The organism is Pseudoalteromonas sp. HF66 (assembly GCF_011806445.1).
Classification (GTDB): Bacteria; Pseudomonadota; Gammaproteobacteria; order Enterobacterales; family Alteromonadaceae; genus Pseudoalteromonas; species Pseudoalteromonas apostichopi.
The window spans coordinates 1-23,858 of the sequence record NZ_JAATOU010000020.1 but is presented as its reverse complement, the minus strand read 5'-3'; the positions used below and the strand labels follow the sequence as shown (position 1 = coordinate 23,858).

Below are 23,858 nucleotides of genomic sequence, written 5' to 3'. Positions count from 1 at the left end.
TTTGAATGTCGTCATTAAGTAAAAAGTTAGTTATTGCAGGTGCAATGCTTTTATTGTTGCTTGTGTTAGTTTTTTACGTTGGGCGAGCCCATGATTATCAGCAGGCAGAGCAACAAAGCCGTGTTCAAGCGACTCAGTTAAGTCATTACTTCTCCAGTGAATTAGCCCGATTTAAAACAATTCCTACCTTAGTGAGTGCTAATGATTTAGTTAAATCCTTTGTGATTAAGCAAGGTATAGGCGAACAAGCCGTTAATTATTATTTAGAAGATATTCAACGTGCCAGTGGTGCATCAGATGTCTATTTAATGGATTTATCAGGTTCGGTCGTGGCAAGTAGTAACTGGCAAGTTGATTACACCTTTTTGGGAAGTAATTTTGCTTTTCGGCCTTATTTTTATTTAGCCAAGCAAGGTGGGAAAGTTGCCTATTTTGCTTTAGGCATGCGCTCAAGTGAGCGCGGTATTTATTTTTCAGAGCCGGTTATAGATAAAGGGAAAGTCATTGCCGTTGTAACATTAAAGGTTAATGCTAAAAAGTTTGAGCAAGACCGCCAACTACTTAATGCATCAGATAGCACCCATTTTTATATCACTTTAGAAGACAGTGTAATTGTGATGTCAGATGTTGCTGACTGGCGTTTAAAATCTCTTATGCCCCTCAATGATGCACAAATGGCTGCTTTAATTAAGTCACGTCGATACTTGTCTCATAAACCGAGCTTACTTGCCCATAATCACAAGCCTTTAAGTAAACAAACAGCGCAGCAAAACATTCAGCTTGATGGCAAACAAGCGCGCTTTATTAGTGCCACCGAAACAATAGACATTATAAACGCTAAAGCCAGTGTGTTGGTGGATGTGACAAATGTGGAGCTTGCACAAATTCCAAGGCTTCTTTGGTTTAGTGTGTTTTATGCCATTGCTGTGGTGCTTATTCATATGGCAATGGTACGATTTGCTGGTTATAAAAAACTACTTTTTTCAAGGCATAGTCTTGAGCAAGAAGTGATTGAACGAACCCAAGCGCTCGAAAAAGCTCAAAAAGCACTGATCCAAACAGCTAAATTGGCCACGATAGGCCAATTAAGTGCAGGCATTAACCATGAAATAAACCAACCTTTGAGTGCCATGAATACCTACTTAGTAAGTACAAAAAGGTTACTTATGAAAGGCAATATTGAACAAGCTGGCGAAAATTTAGTGCTAGTACAGTCGTTAATAGAGCGTGTTCATAAAATTGTTGCTCAGTTAAAGCATTTTAGTAAACCAGCGCAAACTCAATTGAGGCAGCAAAGCTTAGCGAGTATGTTAAAGAATGCTTTAATGATTGCCAGCGCTCAACTTAAGCAAGACGATATCGAGGTAAAAGCCAGTGATATTGACGCAAATATAACCGTGTGGGTCGACAGCGTGAAGTTTGAACAAGTCTTGGTAAACGTAATCACCAATGCCAGCCAAGCAATGAGTGAATCAGAAAAGCGCGAATTGAGTTTCGAGCTCGAACTTTTCGACGACCGAGTGAAGCTATCTATTCTTGATACGGGTCCGGGTATTGATCAACACGCATTAGGTAACATCTTTGAGCCATTTTACAGTACTAAAACCAGTAATGGTTTAGGGCTTGGTTTATCTATTTCACGACAAATTATAGACTCATTTAATGGTCGACTATCGGCTCACAACCGTCCTGAAGGCGGGGCACAATTTATAATAACCTTACAAACTAATAAGGAACAATCATGAGTGTAGTTGCAACTACCTGTAATCAGGTAATTGTTATTGATGACGAAGCGGTGATCCGCGATTCATTAAAGCAACTGCTTGAAATTGAGGGTTATCAAGTTCAGTGTTTTAGCGAACCTACAGCTGCACTTTCAAAACTGGGTCGTCGTTTTGAGGGAATTGTGCTTAGCGACATAAATATGCCAAAAATGGATGGTTTGGAGTTTTTAGAGCAAGTAAAAGCGTTTGATAGTGAACTGCCGGTTATATTTCTTACCGGTTTTGCTGATGTATCTGTTGCGGTTAAAGCTATGCAGTTAGGGGCTTATGATTTATTTGAAAAGCCGCTTACTGAGCAATTGTTAGATTGTATTGCGCGTGCTTCAGAAAAACGGGCTTTAGTGATGGAAAACCGCGCCTTGAAAATTGCGGTAGAAAAAACTTCAGCGCCCGGTGTGCGTATTTTAGGTGAAACAGAGCAAATGCAACAAATGATGCATTTACTTAATGCGGTAATTGATACTCCCGCCGATGTGCTTATAGAAGGTGAAACAGGTACTGGTAAAGAGTTAGTCGCTCGTTACTTGCACGATCAAAGTAACAGATCAGCGGCTAATTTCGTAGCGATAAACTGTGGTGCAATTCCTGAGCAATTAATTGAAAGTGAGTTATTTGGGGCGGCAAGTGGGGCTTACACCGGTGCAACGCAATCTCGCCAAGGTAAATTTGAATTTGCTAAAGGAGGTACCGTTTTTTTAGATGAAATAGAGTCAACTCCTGCAAGTTTACAAGTCAAGTTACTTAGGGTGCTTGAAGAGAGAAAAGTCACGCCTGTAGGCGACAACCACGCCATTGATTTAGATGTACGCATTGTTGCTGCTACAAAAGTTGATTTGATGACCTTGGTAGAAGCAGGTGAGTTTAGAGCCGATCTTTATTATCGATTAAACTTAGTTAAAGTGAGTATTCCTGCATTACGCGATAGAAAAGCCGATATTCCATTACTTTTTAAACACTTTAGCTCAATTGCTGCAACACGCTTTCATAAGCCACCTGCACCACTTAGTAGTGAAGCAAAACAGCGACTACTTGCTTATGATTGGCCAGGTAATGTGCGAGAACTTAGAAATCAGGCCGAACGTGCAGTATTGCTAGGCTCTGATTTAGCATTTGCTTCATACAACGACGCAAACAATGAGAACGAACTTGCTCAGGACCTAAGCCTAGCTGAGAAAATCAGCTTTTATGAGCAATCACTGATTGAAGAGGCGTTAGAGCGTAACAACGGTAGCATTAAAGATACTATGGTCACTTTACAAATTGCTCGTAAAACCCTTTACGACAAGATGACTAAATACGGTATTAATCGGGAAATGTTTAAAGACTAACCAGTACATCTACAGTTAATTAAAGATAATGGGTGGAACAGGTGACAACACAATCTTAAAAATGTGTGGAGATCCACCCATAAAACTCAGCCTCCACTAAGCCAATGAAGTTAATGTTTTGTTATTTATAGTTTTTTTATAAATTAACTAAGTTGGCAACCTACTTGCCTTAACAGTTAGGAACAACAATTTGAACCTAATAAGGGGCGCATAATGACAACAATATTCACTCATAACAAAACACGCTTAGCAGCGGCTGTGATTTTAGCGAGCACAGCGGGCTCAGCAATGGCAGCAGATTACGCTGTATATGGTAAAGCAGAAGTTCAAATAGCAAACACAGATACTGGCGTTATGCGCTATGCAGATGAAGGCACTCAAATTGAAGCACCTTTTTCTCGTATTGGTATTAAAGGTAGTCATAAACTAACTGAATCGCTAAAAGCGGTATTCAAATACGAAGTACAAGTAAAAGGCTTCGAGCATGACGATACCAGTGAACCATTTTCTGCTCGTAATACCTACTTAGGTCTAGCAGGTGATTTTGGTGAAGTCGTTGTGGGTCGTAACGATACTCGTTTTAAATACTCAGAAGGTAAAGTTGACGGTTTTAACGAAACACAAGCTGACATTGCCCAGTTGATCCCTGGTCAAGACCGTATTGGTGATACAATTACCTATAGCTCAAAAACCTATGGTGGCGCATCGCTTGCGCTAACTTATGCACCAAAAGATGACAGTAGCAACGATGAAGATGGTTTTGCTGCAACCGTTATTTATGGTGACCGTGCATTAAAATCAAAAGACTACTATTTAGCTATCAGCCATGTTGATGCACTTAACAAGTTGACTGCAAGCCGTGTGGTTGCAGCATGGAAACATGAAAACCTACAACTTGCGGGCTTATTCCAACGCAGTGAATCAACAGATGGCAGTAAAGAAGGTAATGGCTATGCACTCAGTGCAAGCTATGCTATCGATAAATGGGTACCTAAGCTTCAGTACGTTAAAGATGACTCAAAAATTCGCCATGCTGAAGAAGGTAAACAATGGACAGCAGGTGTTGATTATGTTTTTGATAAACAAACCACAGCCTACTTATTCTATACTGATTTAGATTTAGAACTTGAATCTGACAACAGCATTGCAATTGGCCTTAAATACAAGTTCTAAGGAGTAGGTATGTCATTAGTAAATCAAACAAAAGATGGCTCTCAGCCACGTCCATTAATGAGCACAGTCATGTTACTGCTTGGCCCATTAGTAATGCTATTAACTTGCTTAATTGATCCACCAGCGGGAATGAGTGTGTCTGCACTTCGCACTGCGGGCCTTGCTTTTTGGATGGCTTCTTGGTGGGTAAGCGAAGTTGTGCCAATTCCTGCTACTTCATTATTGCCACTGGTTATATCACCTCTTGCTGGCATTGCTGCAATCAAAGGGGTCGCGTCGCCTTATGCACATCCTTTGATCTTTTTATTCTTGGGCGGTTTTTTAATCTCAATTGCGATGGAGCGTTGGGGTTTACATAGACGTATTGCGCTTAATACTATGCTTCGAGCAGGGACTAAGCCAAGCCTACAAATTTTAGCCATGATGTTAGTAACGGCATTTTTATCAATGTGGATGTCAAATACAGCTACCGCTGTGATGATGTTACCGATTGCTATGTCGATAACCATGTTGGTGAAGCAATCTAACCCTGATAATGACCAGTTTGGTAAATCAATGTTACTGTCGATTGCTTATGGTGCGAGTATCGGTGGTATTGCAACGTTAATTGGTACGCCGCCAAATGCGTTAATGGCTGCGTATTTATCAGATAGCTACAAAATCGAAATAGGTTTTGCACAGTGGATGAAAGTAGGTGTACCACTTGCAACAGTTATGCTGATTTTATGCTGGGTTTGGTTAACTAAGTTTGCTTACAAAGTAGATACACAATGTGCAAAAGCAGCAAGTAAAGATACGAAATCGTTATTCTTATCGCAGTTACAAGAGCTTGGTAAAATGCAGCGCGCTGAAAAAGGCGTAGCAGCAGTCTTTGTCTTAGCAGCTGTTTGTTGGATCTTTAGACCACTACTTGCCGATCTGTCGGGTTTAAAAATCTCTGACACTGGTATTGCGATTGCTGCGGCACTATTGTTATTTGTCTTACCAGCAAACAAAGGTGATGGTGAGCGTATTCTTGACTGGGAAAGCGCTGCTAAGGTGCCATGGGGTGTATTATTACTATTCGGCGGTGGTTTAACACTTGCTGCGCAAATTAAATCATCAGGTCTAGCTGAATACATTGCGCACATGATAGAGGGTGCAAGTGCTATACCTTTGGTACTAAGTGTTCTAGCAGTTGCTACTTTAATTACGTTCTTAACTGAGATCACGAGTAATACAGCAACAGCCGCAGGCTTCCTTCCACTTTTAGGCCCGGTTGCTGAATCTGTATTTGGTACACCTCTTGTGTGGGTCATTCCTGCGGCAATCGCGTGTAGTTGTGCGTTTATGATGCCAGTTGCAACACCGCCAAATGCGATTGTATTTGGCTCAGGACAAATTCAAATGCGCGATATGATCCGATCTGGTTTTGCACTAAACATTATTGCTATTGCGATGATCACTTTAGTAACTATGACCATTGCAGCAGTTGTGTTTGGCTTTTAGATAAGTTTAAAAGTTTTCAACCTAATCCAACCATCAACAGCGCTCACTATGAGCGCTGTTTTTACATTTATAAAGTTGCTCAGATAATTATAGCTGGTTATAGTGGCTAAAATCGTTTATCAAGAGATGACCTTTTGACTGATATATACGCACAATTACACAGCAAATTTTTAAAACTTAATGACGCCTTTTTGGCTGAGCCTTATTTAGCGCTTGATAAGCGTATTAAGCTTTTAAAAACCATCAAAACTCGCCTCATTGAAAATGAACAGGCCTTAGTTGCAGCAACCAGTAAAGACTTTGGTTATCGTACTGAGTTTGATACGGTGTTAGGCGATCTGCTGCCAACTGTGAAATCGATTAGTGATACAATAAAACGTTTACCTAAATGGGCCCGTAACGAATCGCGCAGCGTCGGTATTAGTTTGTGGCCTTCATCAGCGCATATTCATTACCAACCTAAGGGTGTAGTAGGCGTTATCGCACCTTGGAACTACCCAATTCAATTGGCTTTAGTGCCAGTTATAAGCGCAATAGCGGCTGGTAACAGAGTGATGTTAAAGCTAAGCGAATTTACGCCGCATACCAATAATGTTATCAAACAGCTGATGGCAGATACAGTTGCAGAACACTGCATCATTGTTGAAGGTGAAGCCGATACCGCAGCATGCTTTTGTGACCTACCGTTTGCCCACTTACTTTTTACAGGCTCGACATCAGTAGGGCGCAAAGTTATGCAAGCTGCCAGTAAAAACCTAACCCCTGTGACTCTTGAGTTAGGTGGCAAGTCACCGGTAGTGATTTTAGAAGATGTGAATATTAAAGAAGCTGCAAAAACACTATTATTTGGTAAATTAAACAACGCGGGGCAAATATGTGTCGCGCCAGATTATGTGTTTGTGCCTAAAAAGCTTGAACATCAGTTAGTCTTACAGTTGAGTGAGCTTTATAAGAAGTATTATAAACAAGGTGTTGAAGGTAAAAACCTAACTTCAATCGTCTCTGATGCGCAGTACCAACGTTTAAGCGTAACACTGCTTGATGCAAAAGACAAAGGTGCACAAGTGTTTGAGCCTATTGAAGGGCACCAAGTTGATGAACTTAAACATCGCATGGGGTTACATATTTTAACGCAAGTTAATGATGATATGCGTGTAATGCAAGATGAGATCTTTGGCCCTTTACTACCTATTAAAAGTTATGAATCAGAGCAACAAGTGATTGACACCATCAATGGTGACTCCTCACCACTTGCATTATATATATTGGGCCATGACAAAGAGAAAATTAGTAAGCTAAGTTCATCAATCAGAAGCGGTACATTAGCGATTAACGATGTACTTATGCAGGTTACAGCAGATCAGTTACCGTTTGGTGGCATTGGTGAATCAGGAATGGGGCACTATCATGGTGTTGAGGGATTTAAAACCTTTAGCCACGCAAGAAATACCCTAGTATCAGGAAAGTTTAATCCACGCACAAGCCTATTGTTAAAACAAAATAAGCTGTTAATTAAACTGTTAAAATGGATGTACTTGCGCCGTTAAGCGCAAGTACATTACTTGTTTACAAACGTCCGTCAGGGGCGTAAAGGCCTGCCTGTATTTTTGCATAAATTGCGTCTGCTTTTTCTTTAGCAGCTTCAATTTCTGCAGGCATCATATTGCGCTCATCTAGTTTACGACTATGACTTGCATTCATATTGCCATTGTACTCAGCAATTGTATTCCAAATGTATGATTTCTCAAGGTTCTTGGGTACTCCTAAACCTTCGTAGTACATCAAGGCCATATTAAACTGAGCAAGAGTAAAGTTATTCGCTGCAGCTTTTTGGTACCAGCTAAGCGCGGTGCGATAATCTTGAATAACACCTTCGCCATTAGCGTACATAACGCCTAAATTATATTGAGCTGCAGGGTGATTCTTTTTTGATGCCATTTCAAAAAGTGAAATCGCTTTTTCTTTATCAAGTTTAACACCTTTACCTTCTTGATAAAGCACACCCAATGCAAACATTGAATCAGCATGTACTTTCTTTACAGCCTTTTCATACAACTCTGCCGCTTTTCGATAGTCTCGTTGCACACCAAAACCACCTTCGTACATTTTAGCAAGCTCATAGATTGCAGGGGCATAACCTCTATCAGCAAGGTAATTAAATTCATGAAGTGCTTCTTCAAAACGACCTTCATTAGCCGCTAATTGGGCATCTTCAAGACTGGCATTTGCAAAAGGTGAGAGGATTAACGTACTAGCGAACAGTAGTGATTTAAAATTAGGCTTGATCATAGTCTGCCTCCAAATGTGTTATGTATCAATAATAGGCAATCAGCTATTGATAAAATGCATTGCCAAACAGTCACTGAGCAAAACATCTCTTATAGTTTAGACCCAACAGCTGTAAATGCCTAATTTATAGACAGCGGCAAGCGTTGTAATTAACAAGTAGGCTTAAGATACAGATTTTACAGAAAAATTAAAGAAATAAAAAAAGCCCATGATGGGCTTTTTAGTGTCATATCTACCGTCACCGATATGAGCAATGTAGCAAGTAAAGTGTAACGTTTTATGTCGCTGCTTGGGTCGAGGAAGCCGCAAACAATCAAGTGTTAAATCTTGAACAAATCCAGAAAAACACCATCAAAGCCTTATAGACATTGATATTGTTGTGAGATTAATAGCCTACCTGAACTTGTTGATAACGATTATTACTTAGATTAACGTGGGCGTCAACACTTAAATGATAATTAATTTCATTTAGAGGGTCTTGCTGATTATTTATTCTCAGTGTTAACTTAATAAGGTACTAATTAAAATTAGATTAATAAATTGAGTATGATGAAAAAAATAGCAAAGTGTTTAATCACATTGAGTTTACTTTTGGCAGTTGCTGGTTGTTCTCCTAGCTTCACTTATAACAATTTAGGTTGGCTGTCAGGATTTTGGATTGATGATTATGTTGACTTAAACAATGAGCAAGCTGAAAAGTTTGAACATATAGTTAAAACCAGCCGTGATTGGCATCGAGAGACTCAACTACCTCTATATAAACATGACTTAGAAAGTTTAAAACTAATGTTAGAAACTGACGTTAATCACGCTCAATTAAAACAGCATTTCAGCCAAGCAAAGCAACATTGGCAAACACTAGTTGATAAGCTAGAACCAGAATTGATCGATTTAGCAAACGCATTGAGTTATGAACAACGAGTTGAATTTGTAGCGGCACTGCAAGATAAAATCAATGAAGAATATTTAGAGCATCAAGAAAAATCTGCTGAGCAGCACAAACAAGAACGTCTAGATGAAAATCTTGAGAACTATAAAGAGTGGTTTGGCACAAAGTTATCAGCTGAACAAAAAGCACTGATCGAATCGGCATCTAACACTCGCATTAGTACATTTTTACTTTGGATGCAGTACAAACAAAAGCGCTTAGATGCTTTAAAATCCTTGTTTATGCAAAAAACTAAGCCTGCGGATTTTGATCAACAGTTAGCGGTGATCATTAATAATCGTTTGGCTTTTATGAGTGATGAATTAATCAAAGCTGACGATAAAAATCTAGATGACTACGTAACCTTACTGCTTGCCTTAAAACCAACTCTTACAGACAAACAGCGTCGAAATGTTCGTGAAGAGCTTGATGATCTAATCGATGATGTTTCAGATTTAATGAACGACTAAATAATCACGCCTCGCTTATAGTCGTAATTTTAATAAATAACTTTCTAGCTTGCGGTTACTAAATACGCCGCAGGTCAACTTCTTGCTGCCTAAGGAATGGTTTAATAAAACATGAAACACCTTGTAAAATTTTTAGTTATTGCTGTAACGGCATTATTTTTTGTATCTCATGTAACCTTGGCTAACGAAAAGTTTGGGTCAGAAATAGAGTTAAGTAATCAAATTGAACACTCTTTGCATAACGAATCTCTAATAGGCGTTGTTTGGTCAACAGTGAGTGCAAATAAAATTGCGCAAGGTGCAAAAGGCTATGCAGACTTTACGAATTTAAAACCTATGACGACAGCAAATAAGGTGCAAACAGGCTCTATCGTTAAAACACTTATTGCTACAGGGGTGTTGCATCTTGTAACAGATAACAAACTCTCCTTGGATACCCCAGTTACTGAAATATTACCAGATATTGGCTTGCAAAATCCTTGGGCCTTGAACACACCAGTTCGGGTTAGACATTTACTTGATCATACGTCAGGGCTTGAAGACATTCGGCTTTGGCAATTATTAACGACACAAGCAAAGCCTGATATGGCTCTAAAAGAAACCTTTATTGAAAGCCAGTTGCGTATTAGAAATCGCCCCGGAAGCCGCTTATCCTATTCTAATCTTGGTTATGCAATTTTAGCTATGGTGATTGAAGCCGTTGTTAAAGAGCGCTATGAATCTTACTTAGATAAACACTTGCTTGAGCCGCTGGGTATGCACATGAGTACATTTAATTTTGTTTCTCAAGTAGGACAGTTTAGCGATCCTGCGCTTGCTATGGGCCATTTTGAAAATGGCGTTAGCCAAGCCACGTTACCTATGTTTTTAAGACCGGCAGGGCAGTTTACAACGACTGCTTATGATATGGCTTTGTTTGCGCAGTTTTTAATGGGCGATGGCAAGATTAATGACCGCATATTTATTGAACCGACACTATTAACAAGCATGGGAAAGCCTTTTAAAACAGAAGCTGCCTTAAATAATTTAACTGATATAGGCTATGCGCTAGGGGTAACTACACGTGACCGGCATAATGTGGTTGGCAAATGCCACAGTGGCTCTACTTTAGGTTACCGCACCAACTTTTGTTTTTTTCCTGAGCAAAAAAAAGCATTTTTTATCGCTTTTAATGCCGATGTAGAAACTGCAAATTACAAACAATTTGATAGCATGCTGATTAGCAACCTTGGTGTAAATAAGGCCGATGCAATAGCTCCATCAAAAGCGCAAGTAGCGCTTGATGATTGGCAAGGGTTTTACACGCTTTCCCCAAACAGAATGAAAAGATTTGCCTATTTTGATCGCCTACTTCATTTTGCAACAGTGAGCTCAAATGGCGAAACGCTAACATTGTCACCATTTCAGTCTCAGCAAAAAACCTTGCTAGCTATAGGCGATAATTTGTTTCGTGAAAAAACAAAGCGATTTCCTTCACACACTCTGTATATTTCTGAAAATGGTCAACATATGATCAGTGATGGTTTTCGAACATATGAACAAACCAGTCTTTGGAAGTTACTGCCAATGTGGCTCAGCCTCGCCATCGGCGTAATCGCCATACTATGGATATTAGTATATGGCGCTATTTGCTTGGTTAAGGGGCAATTACGCTTGTCGTCACCTCTATTATTGCCTTTTACGGCGACGTTATTTCTTTTTGTACCGCTGCCTTTATTTTTAACTCAATCATTTTTAAATATTGGTGAGTTTACACTTGCCAGTGCATTGTTAGCATTAGTCACGACAATATTACCGTTTGCTATGACTTACGGGTTATGGCGTATATTTGCTCATGAAAAGTTGAGTAAAATGAATTTGTTAAATAGTTTAGCAATGGTAGCTGCTTTGCAATGGTCACTCATTTTAGCACTTTGGGGTGTATTTCCCTTATTGCTTTGGAGCTAAAATGTTTAACAATTGTAGGTAAAAAAGTGCATTTTTATGCACTTTTTATTAATAACTTGTTCCTATATCTATTATTTCGCGTTAAAATTAGGCAATTATAACAATAACGAGAAACTGGATGGATATTGGGGCGCTAAGGGGCACTCAAGCGTTACGAAATACCGTTCTTAAATGGATGGGCTTTTGTCTTGGCGTGCTAGCTGGAATATTCGCCGTTTTTAATCTCTTTATAAATGACTTTTGGGTTCTTGGTGCATTAGAAGTCGTTTTTGCATCCTTTTGTTTTTATATATTTTTTTATACCCGAAAACGCAATGGTCATCTATGGCAGTCGCTCACCTTATGCGTGTTTTTAACCCTACTTATCACTTTGGGCACTTACCTCAGTAATATTAAAAGCTTGCTGTTCATTTGGACATGCTCATTACCGGTTCTATTTTATCTATTGTTAGGTAAACAGTACGGCAAAGTCTTGTCATTGGTCGTTGCGGTACTGCAAGGCGGTATTCTATTCACCAAATCAAGTCTTGAGCCTCTTAATAGCATCAATTTTTTACTCAACTTTACATTCACATACATCAGTATTTGGGCGGTGTCTCACACCTTTGAGAATAGTCGTGCAGAATATGGTAAGCGACTCGAAAACTTAGCTTTACTTGACCCACTTACAGGGGCAGGTAACCGGTTGGCGATGACCCATTATTTTGAAGTTGAGCTGAAAAACAAAAATGGCTTATTTATCTTAATGCTCGACCTTGATTACTTTAAGAATATAAATGATCAATACGGCCATGATGTTGGCGATCGTATTCTAATTGAAGTAACCAGTTTCTTTAGGCAACGCATAAGTAAAGGCTATGTATTTCGAATTGGCGGTGAAGAGTTTGCTATCTTCTTACCAGATAGCGACCCGCAAAGTGCATATGAATTTGCAGATATGCTGCGCGAGCACTTATCAACAACTATCCACAATATTGATGAGCAGGCGATAAATTTGACTATTAGCATCGGTGTTGCTTGCTACATGCCAAATCAAACCCTTAAAAATTTTATTAAGCGCGCAGACGATGCGCTATACCAAGCAAAACAGCAAGGTCGAAATAGAGTTGTAACGGCTTATGAGTTAAGCGAACAATTTGCACAACGTAATAAAGCGAGTTAGTGCTTTTTAAACTTAGCCTTTGTACATAGTATCAAAATCAGGAATGTTTGCCTCCCATACAGGAACATCTTTACCAATGTATTCACGCATAGCATCAAAGAATAAACGTGTTCTTACTGGTAAATCTCTATGTGGGTAAACCGCGTACACTGCGCTGTAATCGAGTAATTCCATATCGGTTAAAATTGGTACTAAATCTCCGCGTTTTACCTCATCATCAAGAATAAATGCTGGTGCAAGAACATAGGCATTTCCTGAAATTGCCTTCATCAAAAGTACTTCCGCATCGTTAGCACGAAAGACACTTTTAATATCCTGCTCAATAATATCGCCACCGGCATTACGATAGCGAATACCACTAATGCGTTTACTTGGGCTTGAATAACTAGCGGCAGGCAGCTCTTTTAAATCTTCAACATGCTTTGGCATGCCGTAAGTTTTAATAAATTCTGGTGAGGCCAACAGTAACATACGGTTGCGGGCAATCTTACGGGCAATAAATGACGAGTCTTTAGGTTCGCCAACACGAAAAGCCAAATCATAGCCTTCTGATACTAAGTCAATCAGCCTGTCGTCTAAACGAAGCTCAACTTCAACTTGCGGAAAACGTTTTTGAAAGTCATTAATTACTGGTTGAATATACCTTTTACCGATAATACTTGATGAGGTAATTTTTAACGTGCCACGAGGTTCTTGGTGATAGTTCTCGGCCAGTCTAACAGTATCTGATAATAAATCCCTGAGTTCAGCTGCTTTTTTTACCATTTCAGCGCCTGCAGCAGTCAACGAAAAAGAACGAGTTGTACGGTTTAGTAAGCGCACCCCTAACTCATCTTCAAGACGGCTAATTTGTTTCGAAATGACAGAACGGTCTATATTTCTAGACTCTGCAGCTTTAGCAAATGAGCCTCGTTCAATCACTTCAAGCAGCATTAATAAACGGCTGGTGGTATCCATAGCAGTTCCTTAAAATTTATTGGTGCCATTCTGGCATTAATGAATTTAAAAATCTATCGTTTTTATCCTCTAATTAGTTCCGTAACATTGTCTCCAATCTATTAACAGGAGAGTCGTGATGAACAAATCTATTCTTGCAGTGGCTGTCACCATTGCGAGCTTAACGCTTGCAGGGTGCGGTACTGAAGCCAACCAAGCAGCGCAGCAACAGCATTTACAACCTATCGATGTAGCAAAAGTACTGGTTAAACCCGTACAAAATTGGCACACCTATACAACGCGCTTAGAAGCACCACAAGAAGTAGCGCTTATGCCACGTGTTTCGGGTGTTATCGACAAAATTAATTTTAAGGAAGGTGATAGCGTTAAAGAGGGGGATTTGCTTTTCACCCTTGATGCACGTCCCTTTGCTGCAGTGGTTGATAGCTTAAAAGCGCAAATCGAAAGCGCCAAGGCAGCACTTGAACAAGCTAAAAGTGAAGCAAAACGCGCAGAGCGCTTAACTGAGCGTAAAGCGATTTCAACTGAGCAAGCAGAGTCTCGTAAATCAACCCTTAGACAACGAGAAGCACAATTACTCGCTCTTCAGGCTGAGCTAACTGCAGCTGAGCTTGATTTAGCATTTACGAAAGTTCGCTCGCCAATAAATGGCGTAGTATCGCGTGCCAACATCACCAAAGGTAATAACGTACTTGCCGGACAAAGTGTGTTAACAAATATCGTATCAAATCAGCAAATGTATGCTTATTTTGATATTGATGAGCGCACGTGGAATCAGTCATTTGCTGATGTAACGGCACAAAGTGAACAAGCGGTTGTGATGCAAAAAGTGGGTGAAACCAGCTTTAACTTTAATGGCAAAATTAATTTCATTGATAACCAAATTAACGAAACTACAGGCACTCTTCGTGTTCGTGCCGTGTTTGAAAATGATGAGCAACAACTTCGTGCTGGTTCATTCGCCCGCATTAAGCTTGCAGCCAATAAAGTAAGCGAAAAGGTCATCGTGCCGGAGCGTGCTATTGGCACAGATTTAAAGAATCGTTTTGTTCTAACCGTTGGTGAAGGCAATGTTCTTGAATATAAGTTAGTTACTGTTGGTGAACGTTATGGCAGCTTACGAGCAATTAAATCGGGACTAAACGAAAACGATGTGATTGCAGTGAACGGTCCTGCTCGTGTGGGTCCAGGTATGCCTATTTCGCCTAATAAAGTAACGATTAATAGCGACGGTATTGCATTCACTCTTTCAAATAATCACTCAGATTTGGTTGCTAAACAGTAGGTCAAAATGAAATTTTCACACTTTTTTATCCAGCGACCCATCTTTGCAGCGATGCTGTCGCTTATCTTTCTCATTGCGGGGGCAATTTCGTTATTTCAATTGCCAGTGAGTGAGTATCCAGAGGTGGTGCCTCCAACAGTTGTTGTTACAGCAAGTTACCCAGGTGCAAACCCAACGGTTATTGCTGAGACTGTTGCAACACCTCTTGAGCAAGAAATCAATGGTACTGAAAACATGTTGTATATGTTTTCGCAAGCAACCAGTGATGGCCGTATGACGTTAACAGTTACCTTTGCGTTAGGAACTGACTTAGACCGAGCACAAGTACAAGTGCAAAACCGTGTAAACAGTGCACTGCCACGCTTACCACAAGAAGTTCAGCGTTTAGGCGTCGTAGCAGAAAAATCATCACCAGATTTAACCATGGTAGTGCATTTATACTCACCAGAAAAAACGCATGATACAACTTACTTAGCGAACTATGCTGACTTGTATATCAAAGACCAAATTGCACGTCTTCCGGGTGTGGGTGATGTACGTATGTTTGGTGGTGGTCAATACTCAATGCGCGTATGGTTAAACCCCGATGCACTATCGGCACGTGATTTAACTGCCATGGATGTAGTTAATGCACTACGTGCGCAAAACCAGCAAGTTGCCGCGGGTAGTTTAGGTGCACAACCTACATCGAAAACAAATCAGTTTCAAATTCTGATGAACGTTAAAGGGCGCTTAAGCTCACAAGAAGAATTTGAAAATGTGATCATCAAGGTAGGTGAACAAGGTCAGCTTACACGCTTAAGTGATGTTGCACGCCTTGAGTTAGGACAAGACACCTATGCATTAAGAGCAATGCTCGATGGTCAGCCAGCACTTGCTATGCCAGTATTTCAACGCCCAGGTTCTAATGCGATTGAGCTTTCTGATCAAGTGCGTGAAACCATGAAGCTATTATCGAAAGACTTTCCGGCGGGTGTTGAATATGACATTGTTTATGATCCAACAATTTTCGTACGCGGTTCTATCGATGCTGTTATCAAAACGCTACTAGAAGCAATCGCGCTAGTTGTAATCGTTGTAGTGGTGTTCTTACAGACGTGGCGTGCATCGGTTATCCCTCTGATTGCGGTACCGGTGTCTTTAATTGGTACGTTTGCAGTTATGCAATGGCTTGGCGTTTCAATCAATACCTTATCGTTATTCGGCTTGGTTCTAGCCATTGGTATTGTTGTTGATGATGCCATTGTTGTAGTTGAAAACGTTGAGCGTAATATTGAGCAAGGCTTATCGCCACTCGAAGCAACCCGTGTTGCCATGACAGAAGTAACAGGGCCAATTATCGCCATTGCACTTGTACTGTGTGCGGTATTTATTCCAACGGCATTTATTACTGGTTTATCTGGTCAGTTTTATAAGCAATTTGCGTTAACTATAACTATTTCAACGATTATCTCAGCATTTAACTCATTAACACTATCGCCTGCGTTATCGGCATTGTTATTAAAAGGTCATGATGCAAAACCAGACCGTTTAACTAAGCTATTAAACCGTGTATTTGGTAATTGGCTATTTAAGCCTTTTAATCGCTTGTTTGATAAAGGTGCAAATGGCTACGAAAAGCTGGTACAAAAACTGATTCGCATGAGTGTGATTGTATTAGTTGCCTACATTGCGCTTGTTGGTGGCACAGTTAAATTATTTGATGCTGTACCGGGTGGCTTTATTCCACAGCAAGATAAGCAATATTTAGTGGCTGTTGCACAGTTACCTGATGCGGCAAGCTTAGATAGAACCCAAGAAGTCGTGCAAGAAATGGAAAAAATTGCATTACAAGTACCGGGTGTTGCAAATACGGTGTCGTTTCCTGGTTTATCTGTTAATGGTTTCACCAATAGCCCTAATAGCGGCATTGTGTTTACTCCGCTTGCACCTTTTGAAGATCGTCAAGATCCGAGTATGTCAGCAATGGCGATTGCGGCTCAGTTAAATCAAAAATTTGCCGCTATTGATGAAGCATTTGTTGCGGTATTCCCGCCACCGCCAATTCAAGGTTTAGGTACAACTGGTGGCTTTAAACTACAAATTGAAGACCGTGCTAATAAAGGCTTTGAAGCACTCTTTAATAGCTTACAAGCAACCATTGCTAAAGCTCAGCAAGACCCTGCATTAATGGGCCTTTACTCAAGCTTTAGAATTCAAGTGCCACAAATGGATATCGACATTGACCGTGAGCAAGCGCTGATTCAAGGTATTCCACTTGATGAAGTATTCAATGCCTTACAAGTGTACTTAGGTTCGATGTATGTGAATGACTTTAACTTGTTTGGTCGAACTTATCAGGTTAATGCACAAGCTGATGCTGATTACCGCCAAGATCCTGAGCAAATTTTGAATCTTAAAGTGCGTAACCGCATGGGTGAGATGGTGCCATTAGGTTCTGTATTAACGGTCACACCAACAACAGGGCCAGATCGTGTAATGCACTATAACGGTTACCCTACAGCTGAACTAAATGGTAGCCCAGCGCCAGGTTATAGCTCTGACCAAGCGCAGCATGCGATTGAAGCAATTCTTGCAGAAACATTACCTAATGGTATTGAGTTTGAGTGGACAGAAGTAACCTATCAGCAAATATTAGCGGGTAATACCATGGTGTATGTTTTCCCACTCGTTGTATTGCTCGTGTTCATGGTACTTGCTGCCCAATACGAGAGCTTAAGACTACCTCTGGCGATTATTTTGATTGTGCCTATGACTATTTTCTCGGCCTTGTTAGGTGTGTGGCTTGTAGGTGATGACAACAACATCTTTACGCAAATTGCATTAATTGTACTCGTTGCACTAGCAAGTAAAAATGCCATCTTAATGGTTGAGTTTGCACGAGATCAGCATAAAGGTGGGATGACACATCTTGAAGCAATTATTAAAGCGTGTCGCTTACGACTTCGTCCAATTTTAATGACGTCAATTGCTTTTACAGCAGGTGTTGTACCCCTTGTTTTAGCCACAGGCGCAGGTGCAGAGATGCGTCATGCCATGGGTAACGCTGTATTCTCAGGCATGATTGGTGTAACCGTGTTCGGCTTATTGTTCACCCCGGTGTTTTATATGTTAGTAACGAAAAAATCGCAGAAGGAGCAAGATGATGCATAAGCCTCTTCATGCAATCTTTAAACAGGGCAAAGTTTTAAGTGCAATGCTGTTAGCCGGCGTATTAGCTGGCTGCGCACAAAGCGTAGATATGCAAGAGCAGCAAGTTAGCCTGACGCAATTTGTAAGTGATACACAAATTGGTGAACAAAACGAAGGCGCGAGCGAGAATAACTGGTGGCGTCGTTTAGATTCAATCCAGTTAAATAATTTAGTGACTGATGCATTAGCAATGAATCATGACCTAAAAACCAGTCAACTTCAACTTGATGCAGCCATTGCCCGTTTAGGTGCAGCCCGCGCGGATTATTATCCGCAGGGCAGCCTAAGCGTAGGTGCAGAGCGCAGCAGCTTAGATGGCGTTATTACACGCCAATCAAACGCTGGGGTTAATGTTAATTGGCAGCTTGATTTGTTCGGCCGTATTACCGCGTTAGTCGATGCTGCTAATGCGGGCGCATTAAACCAAGCAGAGCAGCTAAGAGCATTACAGGTTGAAGTGGTTTCAGCTGTGGTGCAAGGCTATGTCACCTATCAAGGTAATGTGCAAAAGCAAGCTATCATTGAGATGCAAATCGAGGCACTCGAGCAAAGTATTGATGTACTAAAAGCGCGAGTAGAAGAGGGTGTTGCGAATGAGCTTGATCTTAACCGCACCCTTGCGCAGTTAAAGCAACAACAAGCGCTTATTCCTGAGCTTAGTTACTTGCAATATCGCGACTTAGCAACCCTTGCGGTGCTAACCGGTCGACTTGCAAGCGACATAACATTGGTCGAAGAGCCTGAGTTACTCAGCCACCAATTTAGCGTGTCGTTTAGTAAAGCGAGTGAAGCAATGGCGCTGAGACCCGATATCACCAGTGCCTTGTATCAATTTAGTCAGGCTTATTCATTGAGTGTTGCAGCCTCAAAAGCGTTACTGCCTGATATTAGTTTGGCAGGGTTTGCAGGTGTGGTGAGCTTAACCAGTAATGGTTTAGAAGATACTGTGCAACAATGGCAAGTAACGCCAAAAGTTGAATGGTCATTACTCAGCTATCCTGCATTATTAGCTCAGCGTGATGCACAGCAATTTTTAAGTGAAGCCGCTTACAGTAACTACCAAAGTAAAGTATTAAAAGCCATTAGCGATAGTGAACTTACTTTACAAAGGCTAGTCAAACAGCAGCAACAGTTAAGTTATGCTGATCAGCGTTTTAATTATGCGAATAAAGCATTTGGTCAAGCTCAAGCAATGTATCAAGAAGGACAAATTCCTTACTTAGAGTTGTTAGATGCGAGACAGGATGTTTTAATAGCGCAAGAGAACGCTGTTGATTCAACAATTGCTTCATTACAGGCCAAAGTAAGTGCTTATCAAGCGTTTAATGGTCGTTGGAGCTTTGAACTAAACAACCTTTAACCCAGAGTATTAAATGTCACATATTCAACAAACTACAGATCTTCCGTCAACAATGCGCGCGCTTGCACTGATTGAGCCGAATGACGCCATAGCGTTATCTGAGCTTTCTGTGCCAGTACCGAGCCCTGAAGGCAATGAGCTCTTGATTAAAGTTGAATATGTGGGCTTAAATCATGGTGATGCCAACTTTGCAAAGCAAGGCTTTTGCAAATGGCATTACCCTCATGTTTTGGGCCATGACGCTGTTGGGGTGGTTGTTCAAGCAAATAAAGGTGTATTCCCTGGTGTTGGTGCGCGTGTTGTATGGCATGCCAGCCTTGGTGACCAAGGTGTGTTATCTGAATACACTACAGTGCCTAACTATGCAGTATCTGTTGTGCCAGATAATGTATCTCCGGCAGACGCTGCAACCTTACCTTGTTCAGGTATGACGGCATTAATCGCCCTTGATAAGTTGCAGCTAAGCGAAGGGGATTCACTGTTTATTGACGCTGGTGCTGGCGGCGTTGGCCAATTCGCTATTCAGTTTGCTAAGCAACGTGGTGCGACTGTGTTTACCACTGCCAGCAAACACAATCATAAGTTACTTAAGCAATTAGGCGCTGATGTTGTGTTTGATTATAATGACCCTAAACTCCAGGATAAAATTCGTCGTGAACTTGGTCCGCAGGGCTTTGACGCGGTGCTTGATTGTATCGGTGGCGATACCACCATTCGCAACGTTGAGCTAATGCGTTTTTGTGGTCGCATCGCCTGTTTAAATGAATTACCTAAGTTTGAACAAGAACTTATGTTTAGACGCGCTCCCAATATTGGCATTGTATCGTTAGGTGGTGCATGGCTTGCAAACAGTTTATGTGCTCAGCAAAGATTAAGCTTTATGGGTAACTTATTACTTGATAATGCAGCGCGAGGCGAGATCAAATTGCCGCAAATCCATGCCGTAGACTTTACCGCTGAGGCTGTTTCAGCTGCTTTAAATAAACAACTTGCTGGGGGTTTTACAGGTAAACAAGTTGTACAAGTAAGCGGTTAAACTTGCGTACTCACTGCCCAGTCATTTTGTTTGATGGTCAGTGCAATCTGTGCCATTTTTGTGTGCGGTTTATTCTTCGTTTTGATAAGCAAATTACCTTTAAGTTATGCCCCATGCAAAGCGATAAAGGTGAGCGTTTATTAAAGGCATTTAAAGTCAAAGATCCACTTTCCTCAATGTTAGTGATTGATAAAAACCAGCTATATAAACAAAGTGATGCTGTATTATTTATCGCAACGAAATTAGGTTTTCCATTCTCTGTCGCTAACGTGTTCAAGCTACTGCCAAAAGGCTTTCGCGATCGTGTGTATGATTGGGTTGGCCGTCATCGTTATCGGTTTTTCGGCAAACAAACAAAGTGTAAGTTATTGTCCGAAAAACAAAAGCAGCATTTTTTATAAACATTTAAAGTAAAGCTTGCTATTCTCGTTATTGGGAACAAATAACAATAATAAGAATATGAACATTCTCTTTCTAATCTTAAGTACAGTTTACATTGCTTTACTGCTATTTATGCCGGCATTGCCTCAGCCTTTTATGGCGCTATTTAAAACGTTGCCAATCGGTGTGTTGATTGTGATGGTGTTAAAAGGGCGCAGTCAGTTACAAAATCGAACTTTTATTACTTTATTATTCGCTCTTAGTTTTTCAGCACTAGGTGATGTGTTGTTAGCCCTTGATACGGGGCAACTTTTTATAGGTGGTTTAGCTGCATTTTTTGTAAGCCACGCTTTTTATATCATTACTATGTTGCCAATTAAAAACTGGCGACTAGACGTTGTACTCCTTTATCTATTTTTGGCCATCATCGTTTTTTGCTTATTCTACCCAAACCTGAATGACATGCTCATTCCCGTGCTTTTTTATATGTTGGTGCTCACCATAATGGCGAGCTTTAGTTGGATGACAGATAAATCGAACGGTTTTTTAGTGTTAGGTGGGGCCGTGTTTGTAATATCAGACTCTATACTAGGCCTTAACCGTTTTTATTTAGAAATAGCGCATGCAGATATCGCAATCATGGGTAGTTATTATTTAGCGCAATTTTGTTTGGTAATAGGATTTTTGCAGGCAACAAGTAAACATAGGTAGCCGCAGTGGCTCAGTGTTGATTGCCGTGATAAAATGTGCGCGTTTTAATTTTCGAGATTTCCCATGGCAAATACAGCGCACGCACTGCACATTCTTGTTAAACATAAAGAACAAGCTGAAGACATTATCAAGCAACTTAAAAAGGGTGCTAAGTTTCAGACTTTAGCTAAAAAATATTCAACCTGTCCGTCGGGTAAAAAAGGCGGCGACTTGGGCGAATTCAGACGTGGTCAAATGGTGCCCCAGTTTGACAAAGTAGCATTCAGCGGAGAAATCTTAGAGCCACATCTAGTTAAAACGCGCTTTGGTTGGCATGTAATCAAAGTGCTATACAGAACGTAAAGTTTAAAGCCACACTAAATTTAAAAAGACACGTTGTTAGTCTTAAACTTTTCATTTCAGTGAGTTAAAACGCTAGGTTTTAACTCATTTTTGGACAAAAACACGTTAGAGTATTTAATCAGTAACGCCAAGCGCACCAGAAAACACGAGTATTTTGGCCGAAGGCCAGCGAGAGGTTTTCTGAGTGACGCGCCTTGTTAGGCATCTTGTAGCTGGAACTTTTTCTTTGTATTTTCAAAAAGAATAAATCCAATAATTGTGCCGAACGGAAAGAAAGGCATTAGCAAAAAGCCGCATGTTCTTGACGCTAGCCTTCCAAATTCAGATTGAATATTACACCCGTAAGCAATTGAAAAGTGCAGTAACGGAAAAAACACATTCATTAGTGGCAAGTAAAACCTCCCAGCTTCAGTAATATTATCTCCAGCTAAAAAACTGGGAATTCCAAACAGAATAAGACTCAGAATTCCGAGGAAAACATGCCATTTCGTAAGGGTTTTGAAATTTGCCAAATGCCTACCTTTGTATGCCTAACGCCGCATTAAGGTGTGAGCGGCGCTTGCCTATACTTGAGCGAAGCGAAAACGGCAAGCGTTGCGAATCACTCTTAAATGCTTTGTTATGCTCGTGCTGACTGGTAGCCAAACCGAGCTAAGTAATGCCATACTTTTTTCACTTCTTGCTCATCATAGCCCTGCCTTGCAACCGCTAAACCCAGTATCTTTGCATTTATTCTTCCATTTCGAGCTAACTCTTTAGCTAGTTCAATATACTTCTGGCCTCGATAGTCAGGATAACGACTCATTTCTTCAAGACTAAGCTCGTAACCATTATGCCATTTGACCGGGACACCCAAGTTCGCAGCTTGTTCCTCAATTGGACCAGCACGAAAAATTGGATCAAGAACAAGACATTCGATGTCGTCTTTTACTGATATTTCACCGTGTATATGGGCTTCAATATAGTCATCTAGCAAGTCTGAGTTTGAAGCTAGTGCTTTATCTACTAAGAGGCCAACTCGATTGAAAACAGCAAAGTCTTCAGGTTCAAAATAGCTGTCGGGATAACAAAACGTGGTTCGATAAGATACATTTGGTTTGAGTTGGAAGTATGATGACCCAAAGCGAGGAGATGCTCCTGTTTCGTAGTTTCTGTAATTTAGAGCACCATATTTTGGTCGAAGACTATTTGATGCATCATCGTATGCCCCATCAAAGACACTTTGCTCCCAAAGCCAACGTTCACCGCCAATATAGGCAGTCAAGCCACCATTGCTAGTACCAGTTTCAAATTGAGATTTAAGATAGCCGTCTTCTGCGATTGCTTGGAGTATTGGCTTATTCTCAGCAGTAAAGCGATCAGGATGGAAGTTAATTGTAACAGCACTAGCTATCGAAGAATCAATACCTTGAGACTTGAGTCTGATGTTTTCGATTGCTTGCTCTACTACATTTTTAGCCATGAAATCTCCTATTTTCAACAAAGAGCATAGACATAATGACTCCCACACGGTGCTAGCCCCCGCATTTTCGTGGGTTAGCTTAAAGCCAGAGCCATAATTAGTTTGTCAAATAACTAAATAGCAGAGGCTAGCATGACTAAACATAACATACTTTTCATTGGCTTAGATACTCATAAAGAATTCATTGAAGTTGCCTATATTGAAGACAATCGTGGCGCACAACCCATTCATTTCGGCCGCATTTCTTCTGCTAAAGTCGCTATTAAAAAACTTATCAGGCAATTTGAATCTAAATACCCTAATGCAACTCTGCATTTCGTTTATGAAGCTGGCCCCTGTGGATACTGGATTTATCGCTTAATTACTTCTTTGGGACATTGTTGCTACGTGGTTGCCCCTTCGCTTATCCCTAAAAAGCCTGGCGAGCGCGTAAAAACTGACAAGCGTGATGCCCTTAAACTGGCTAAATTACTTAAGTCTGAAGACTTAACCCCTATTTATGTGCCTGAGCCTGAAGACGAGGCCGTTCGTGATTTATCTCGCGCCCGTGAAGTCGCGATGAA

Annotated in this window: 19 protein-coding genes; 16 read left to right on the top strand and 3 right to left on the bottom strand. The window is 40.7% G+C overall.

Annotated features, from left to right (window positions below; genetic code table 11):
- The first annotated feature begins 5 nt into the window (after positions 1-5).
- From HCZ11_RS16315 to HCZ11_RS16295, 5 genes are all read left to right on the top strand, one after another.
- Positions 6-1,745: an ATP-binding protein gene (locus HCZ11_RS16315; RefSeq protein ID WP_167658927.1), complete on the top strand. Its 1,740-nt coding sequence runs from the start codon at positions 6-8 to the stop codon at positions 1,743-1,745.
- Positions 1,742-3,112, top strand: a complete 1,371-nt coding sequence (locus HCZ11_RS16310) for a sigma-54 dependent transcriptional regulator (protein WP_130052473.1) — start codon at positions 1,742-1,744, stop codon at positions 3,110-3,112. Before HCZ11_RS16315 ends, HCZ11_RS16310 begins: the two co-directional genes overlap by 4 nt.
- Positions 3,113-3,325: 213 nt before the next feature.
- Positions 3,326-4,285, top strand: a complete 960-nt coding sequence (locus HCZ11_RS16305; protein ID WP_167658926.1) for a porin — start codon at positions 3,326-3,328, stop codon at positions 4,283-4,285.
- A gap of 57 nt (positions 4,286-4,342) precedes the next feature.
- Positions 4,343-5,773 (top strand): SLC13 family permease, encoded by a 1,431-nt coding sequence (locus HCZ11_RS16300; RefSeq protein WP_254869172.1) that lies wholly within the window; start codon positions 4,343-4,345, stop codon positions 5,771-5,773.
- 134 nt (positions 5,774-5,907) lie between these two features.
- The gene (locus tag HCZ11_RS16295; protein ID WP_167658924.1) at positions 5,908-7,320 is read left to right on the top strand and encodes a coniferyl aldehyde dehydrogenase; all 1,413 of its coding nucleotides are present in this window, start codon (positions 5,908-5,910) and stop codon (positions 7,318-7,320) included.
- A gap of 19 nt (positions 7,321-7,339) precedes the next feature.
- On the opposite strand, the gene HCZ11_RS16290 is transcribed toward HCZ11_RS16295, so the two are convergent.
- Positions 7,340-8,062: a tetratricopeptide repeat protein gene (locus tag HCZ11_RS16290; RefSeq protein WP_130052469.1), complete on the bottom strand. Its 723-nt coding sequence runs from the start codon at positions 8,060-8,062 to the stop codon at positions 7,340-7,342.
- Positions 8,063-8,608: 546 nt separating this feature from the next.
- Between HCZ11_RS16290 and HCZ11_RS16285 the strand changes: the two genes are divergently transcribed.
- The 3 genes from HCZ11_RS16285 to HCZ11_RS16275 all read left to right on the top strand — a co-directional run bounded on the left by HCZ11_RS16285 (position 8,609) and on the right by HCZ11_RS16275 (position 12,569).
- A complete protein-coding gene (locus tag HCZ11_RS16285) occupies positions 8,609-9,460 on the top strand; it encodes a DUF6279 family lipoprotein (RefSeq protein WP_167658923.1) in 852 nt (283 codons plus the stop codon).
- Positions 9,461-9,571: 111 nt separating this feature from the next.
- Positions 9,572-11,407 (top strand): serine hydrolase, encoded by a 1,836-nt coding sequence (locus tag HCZ11_RS16280; protein WP_167658922.1) that lies wholly within the window; start codon positions 9,572-9,574, stop codon positions 11,405-11,407.
- Positions 11,408-11,525: 118 nt separating this feature from the next.
- Positions 11,526-12,569: a GGDEF domain-containing protein gene (locus tag HCZ11_RS16275; protein WP_167658921.1), complete on the top strand. Its 1,044-nt coding sequence runs from the start codon at positions 11,526-11,528 to the stop codon at positions 12,567-12,569.
- A 12-nt stretch (positions 12,570-12,581) separates the two neighbouring features.
- Here the strand turns inward: HCZ11_RS16275 and HCZ11_RS16270 are convergent, their stop codons facing one another.
- Entirely contained in the window at positions 12,582-13,526 is a 945-nt protein-coding gene (locus HCZ11_RS16270; RefSeq protein WP_130052466.1) for a LysR family transcriptional regulator, read from the bottom strand.
- A gap of 118 nt (positions 13,527-13,644) precedes the next feature.
- Between HCZ11_RS16270 and HCZ11_RS16265 the strand changes: the two genes are divergently transcribed.
- The 7 genes from HCZ11_RS16265 to ppiC all read left to right on the top strand — a co-directional run bounded on the left by HCZ11_RS16265 (position 13,645) and on the right by ppiC (position 21,833).
- Positions 13,645-14,811 carry an efflux RND transporter periplasmic adaptor subunit gene (locus HCZ11_RS16265; RefSeq protein ID WP_167658920.1) on the top strand — a complete coding sequence of 389 codons (1,167 nt, stop codon included), beginning with the start codon at positions 13,645-13,647 and terminating at the stop codon, positions 14,809-14,811.
- Positions 14,812-14,817: 6 nt separating this feature from the next.
- Positions 14,818-17,964: an efflux RND transporter permease subunit gene (locus HCZ11_RS16260; RefSeq protein WP_167658919.1), complete on the top strand. Its 3,147-nt coding sequence runs from the start codon at positions 14,818-14,820 to the stop codon at positions 17,962-17,964.
- A complete protein-coding gene (locus tag HCZ11_RS16255) occupies positions 17,957-19,363 on the top strand; it encodes a TolC family protein (RefSeq protein WP_167658975.1) in 1,407 nt (468 codons plus the stop codon). Before HCZ11_RS16260 ends, HCZ11_RS16255 begins: the two co-directional genes overlap by 8 nt.
- 13 nt (positions 19,364-19,376) lie before the next feature.
- A complete protein-coding gene (locus HCZ11_RS16250; protein WP_130052463.1) occupies positions 19,377-20,399 on the top strand; it encodes a zinc-binding dehydrogenase in 1,023 nt (340 codons plus the stop codon).
- A gap of 2 nt (positions 20,400-20,401) precedes the next feature.
- Entirely contained in the window at positions 20,402-20,800 is a 399-nt protein-coding gene (locus HCZ11_RS16245) for a DCC1-like thiol-disulfide oxidoreductase family protein (RefSeq protein WP_167658918.1), read from the top strand.
- 58 nt (positions 20,801-20,858) lie between these two features.
- Positions 20,859-21,491, top strand: coding sequence for a lysoplasmalogenase (locus HCZ11_RS16240; protein ID WP_167658917.1), 633 nt, complete (start codon positions 20,859-20,861; stop codon positions 21,489-21,491).
- A 63-nt stretch (positions 21,492-21,554) separates the two neighbouring features.
- Positions 21,555-21,833, top strand: a complete 279-nt coding sequence (gene ppiC / locus HCZ11_RS16235; RefSeq protein ID WP_054552145.1) for a peptidylprolyl isomerase PpiC — start codon at positions 21,555-21,557, stop codon at positions 21,831-21,833.
- 619 nt (positions 21,834-22,452) lie between these two features.
- Here ppiC and HCZ11_RS16230 read toward each other — a convergent pair.
- Positions 22,453-23,295: a DUF3626 domain-containing protein gene (locus HCZ11_RS16230; protein WP_167658916.1), complete on the bottom strand. Its 843-nt coding sequence runs from the start codon at positions 23,293-23,295 to the stop codon at positions 22,453-22,455.
- A 132-nt stretch (positions 23,296-23,427) separates the two neighbouring features.
- Between HCZ11_RS16230 and HCZ11_RS16225 the strand changes: the two genes are divergently transcribed.
- Positions 23,428-23,858: transposase (locus tag HCZ11_RS16225; protein ID WP_167658915.1), on the top strand; the 431-nt coding region annotated here is incomplete at its 3' end.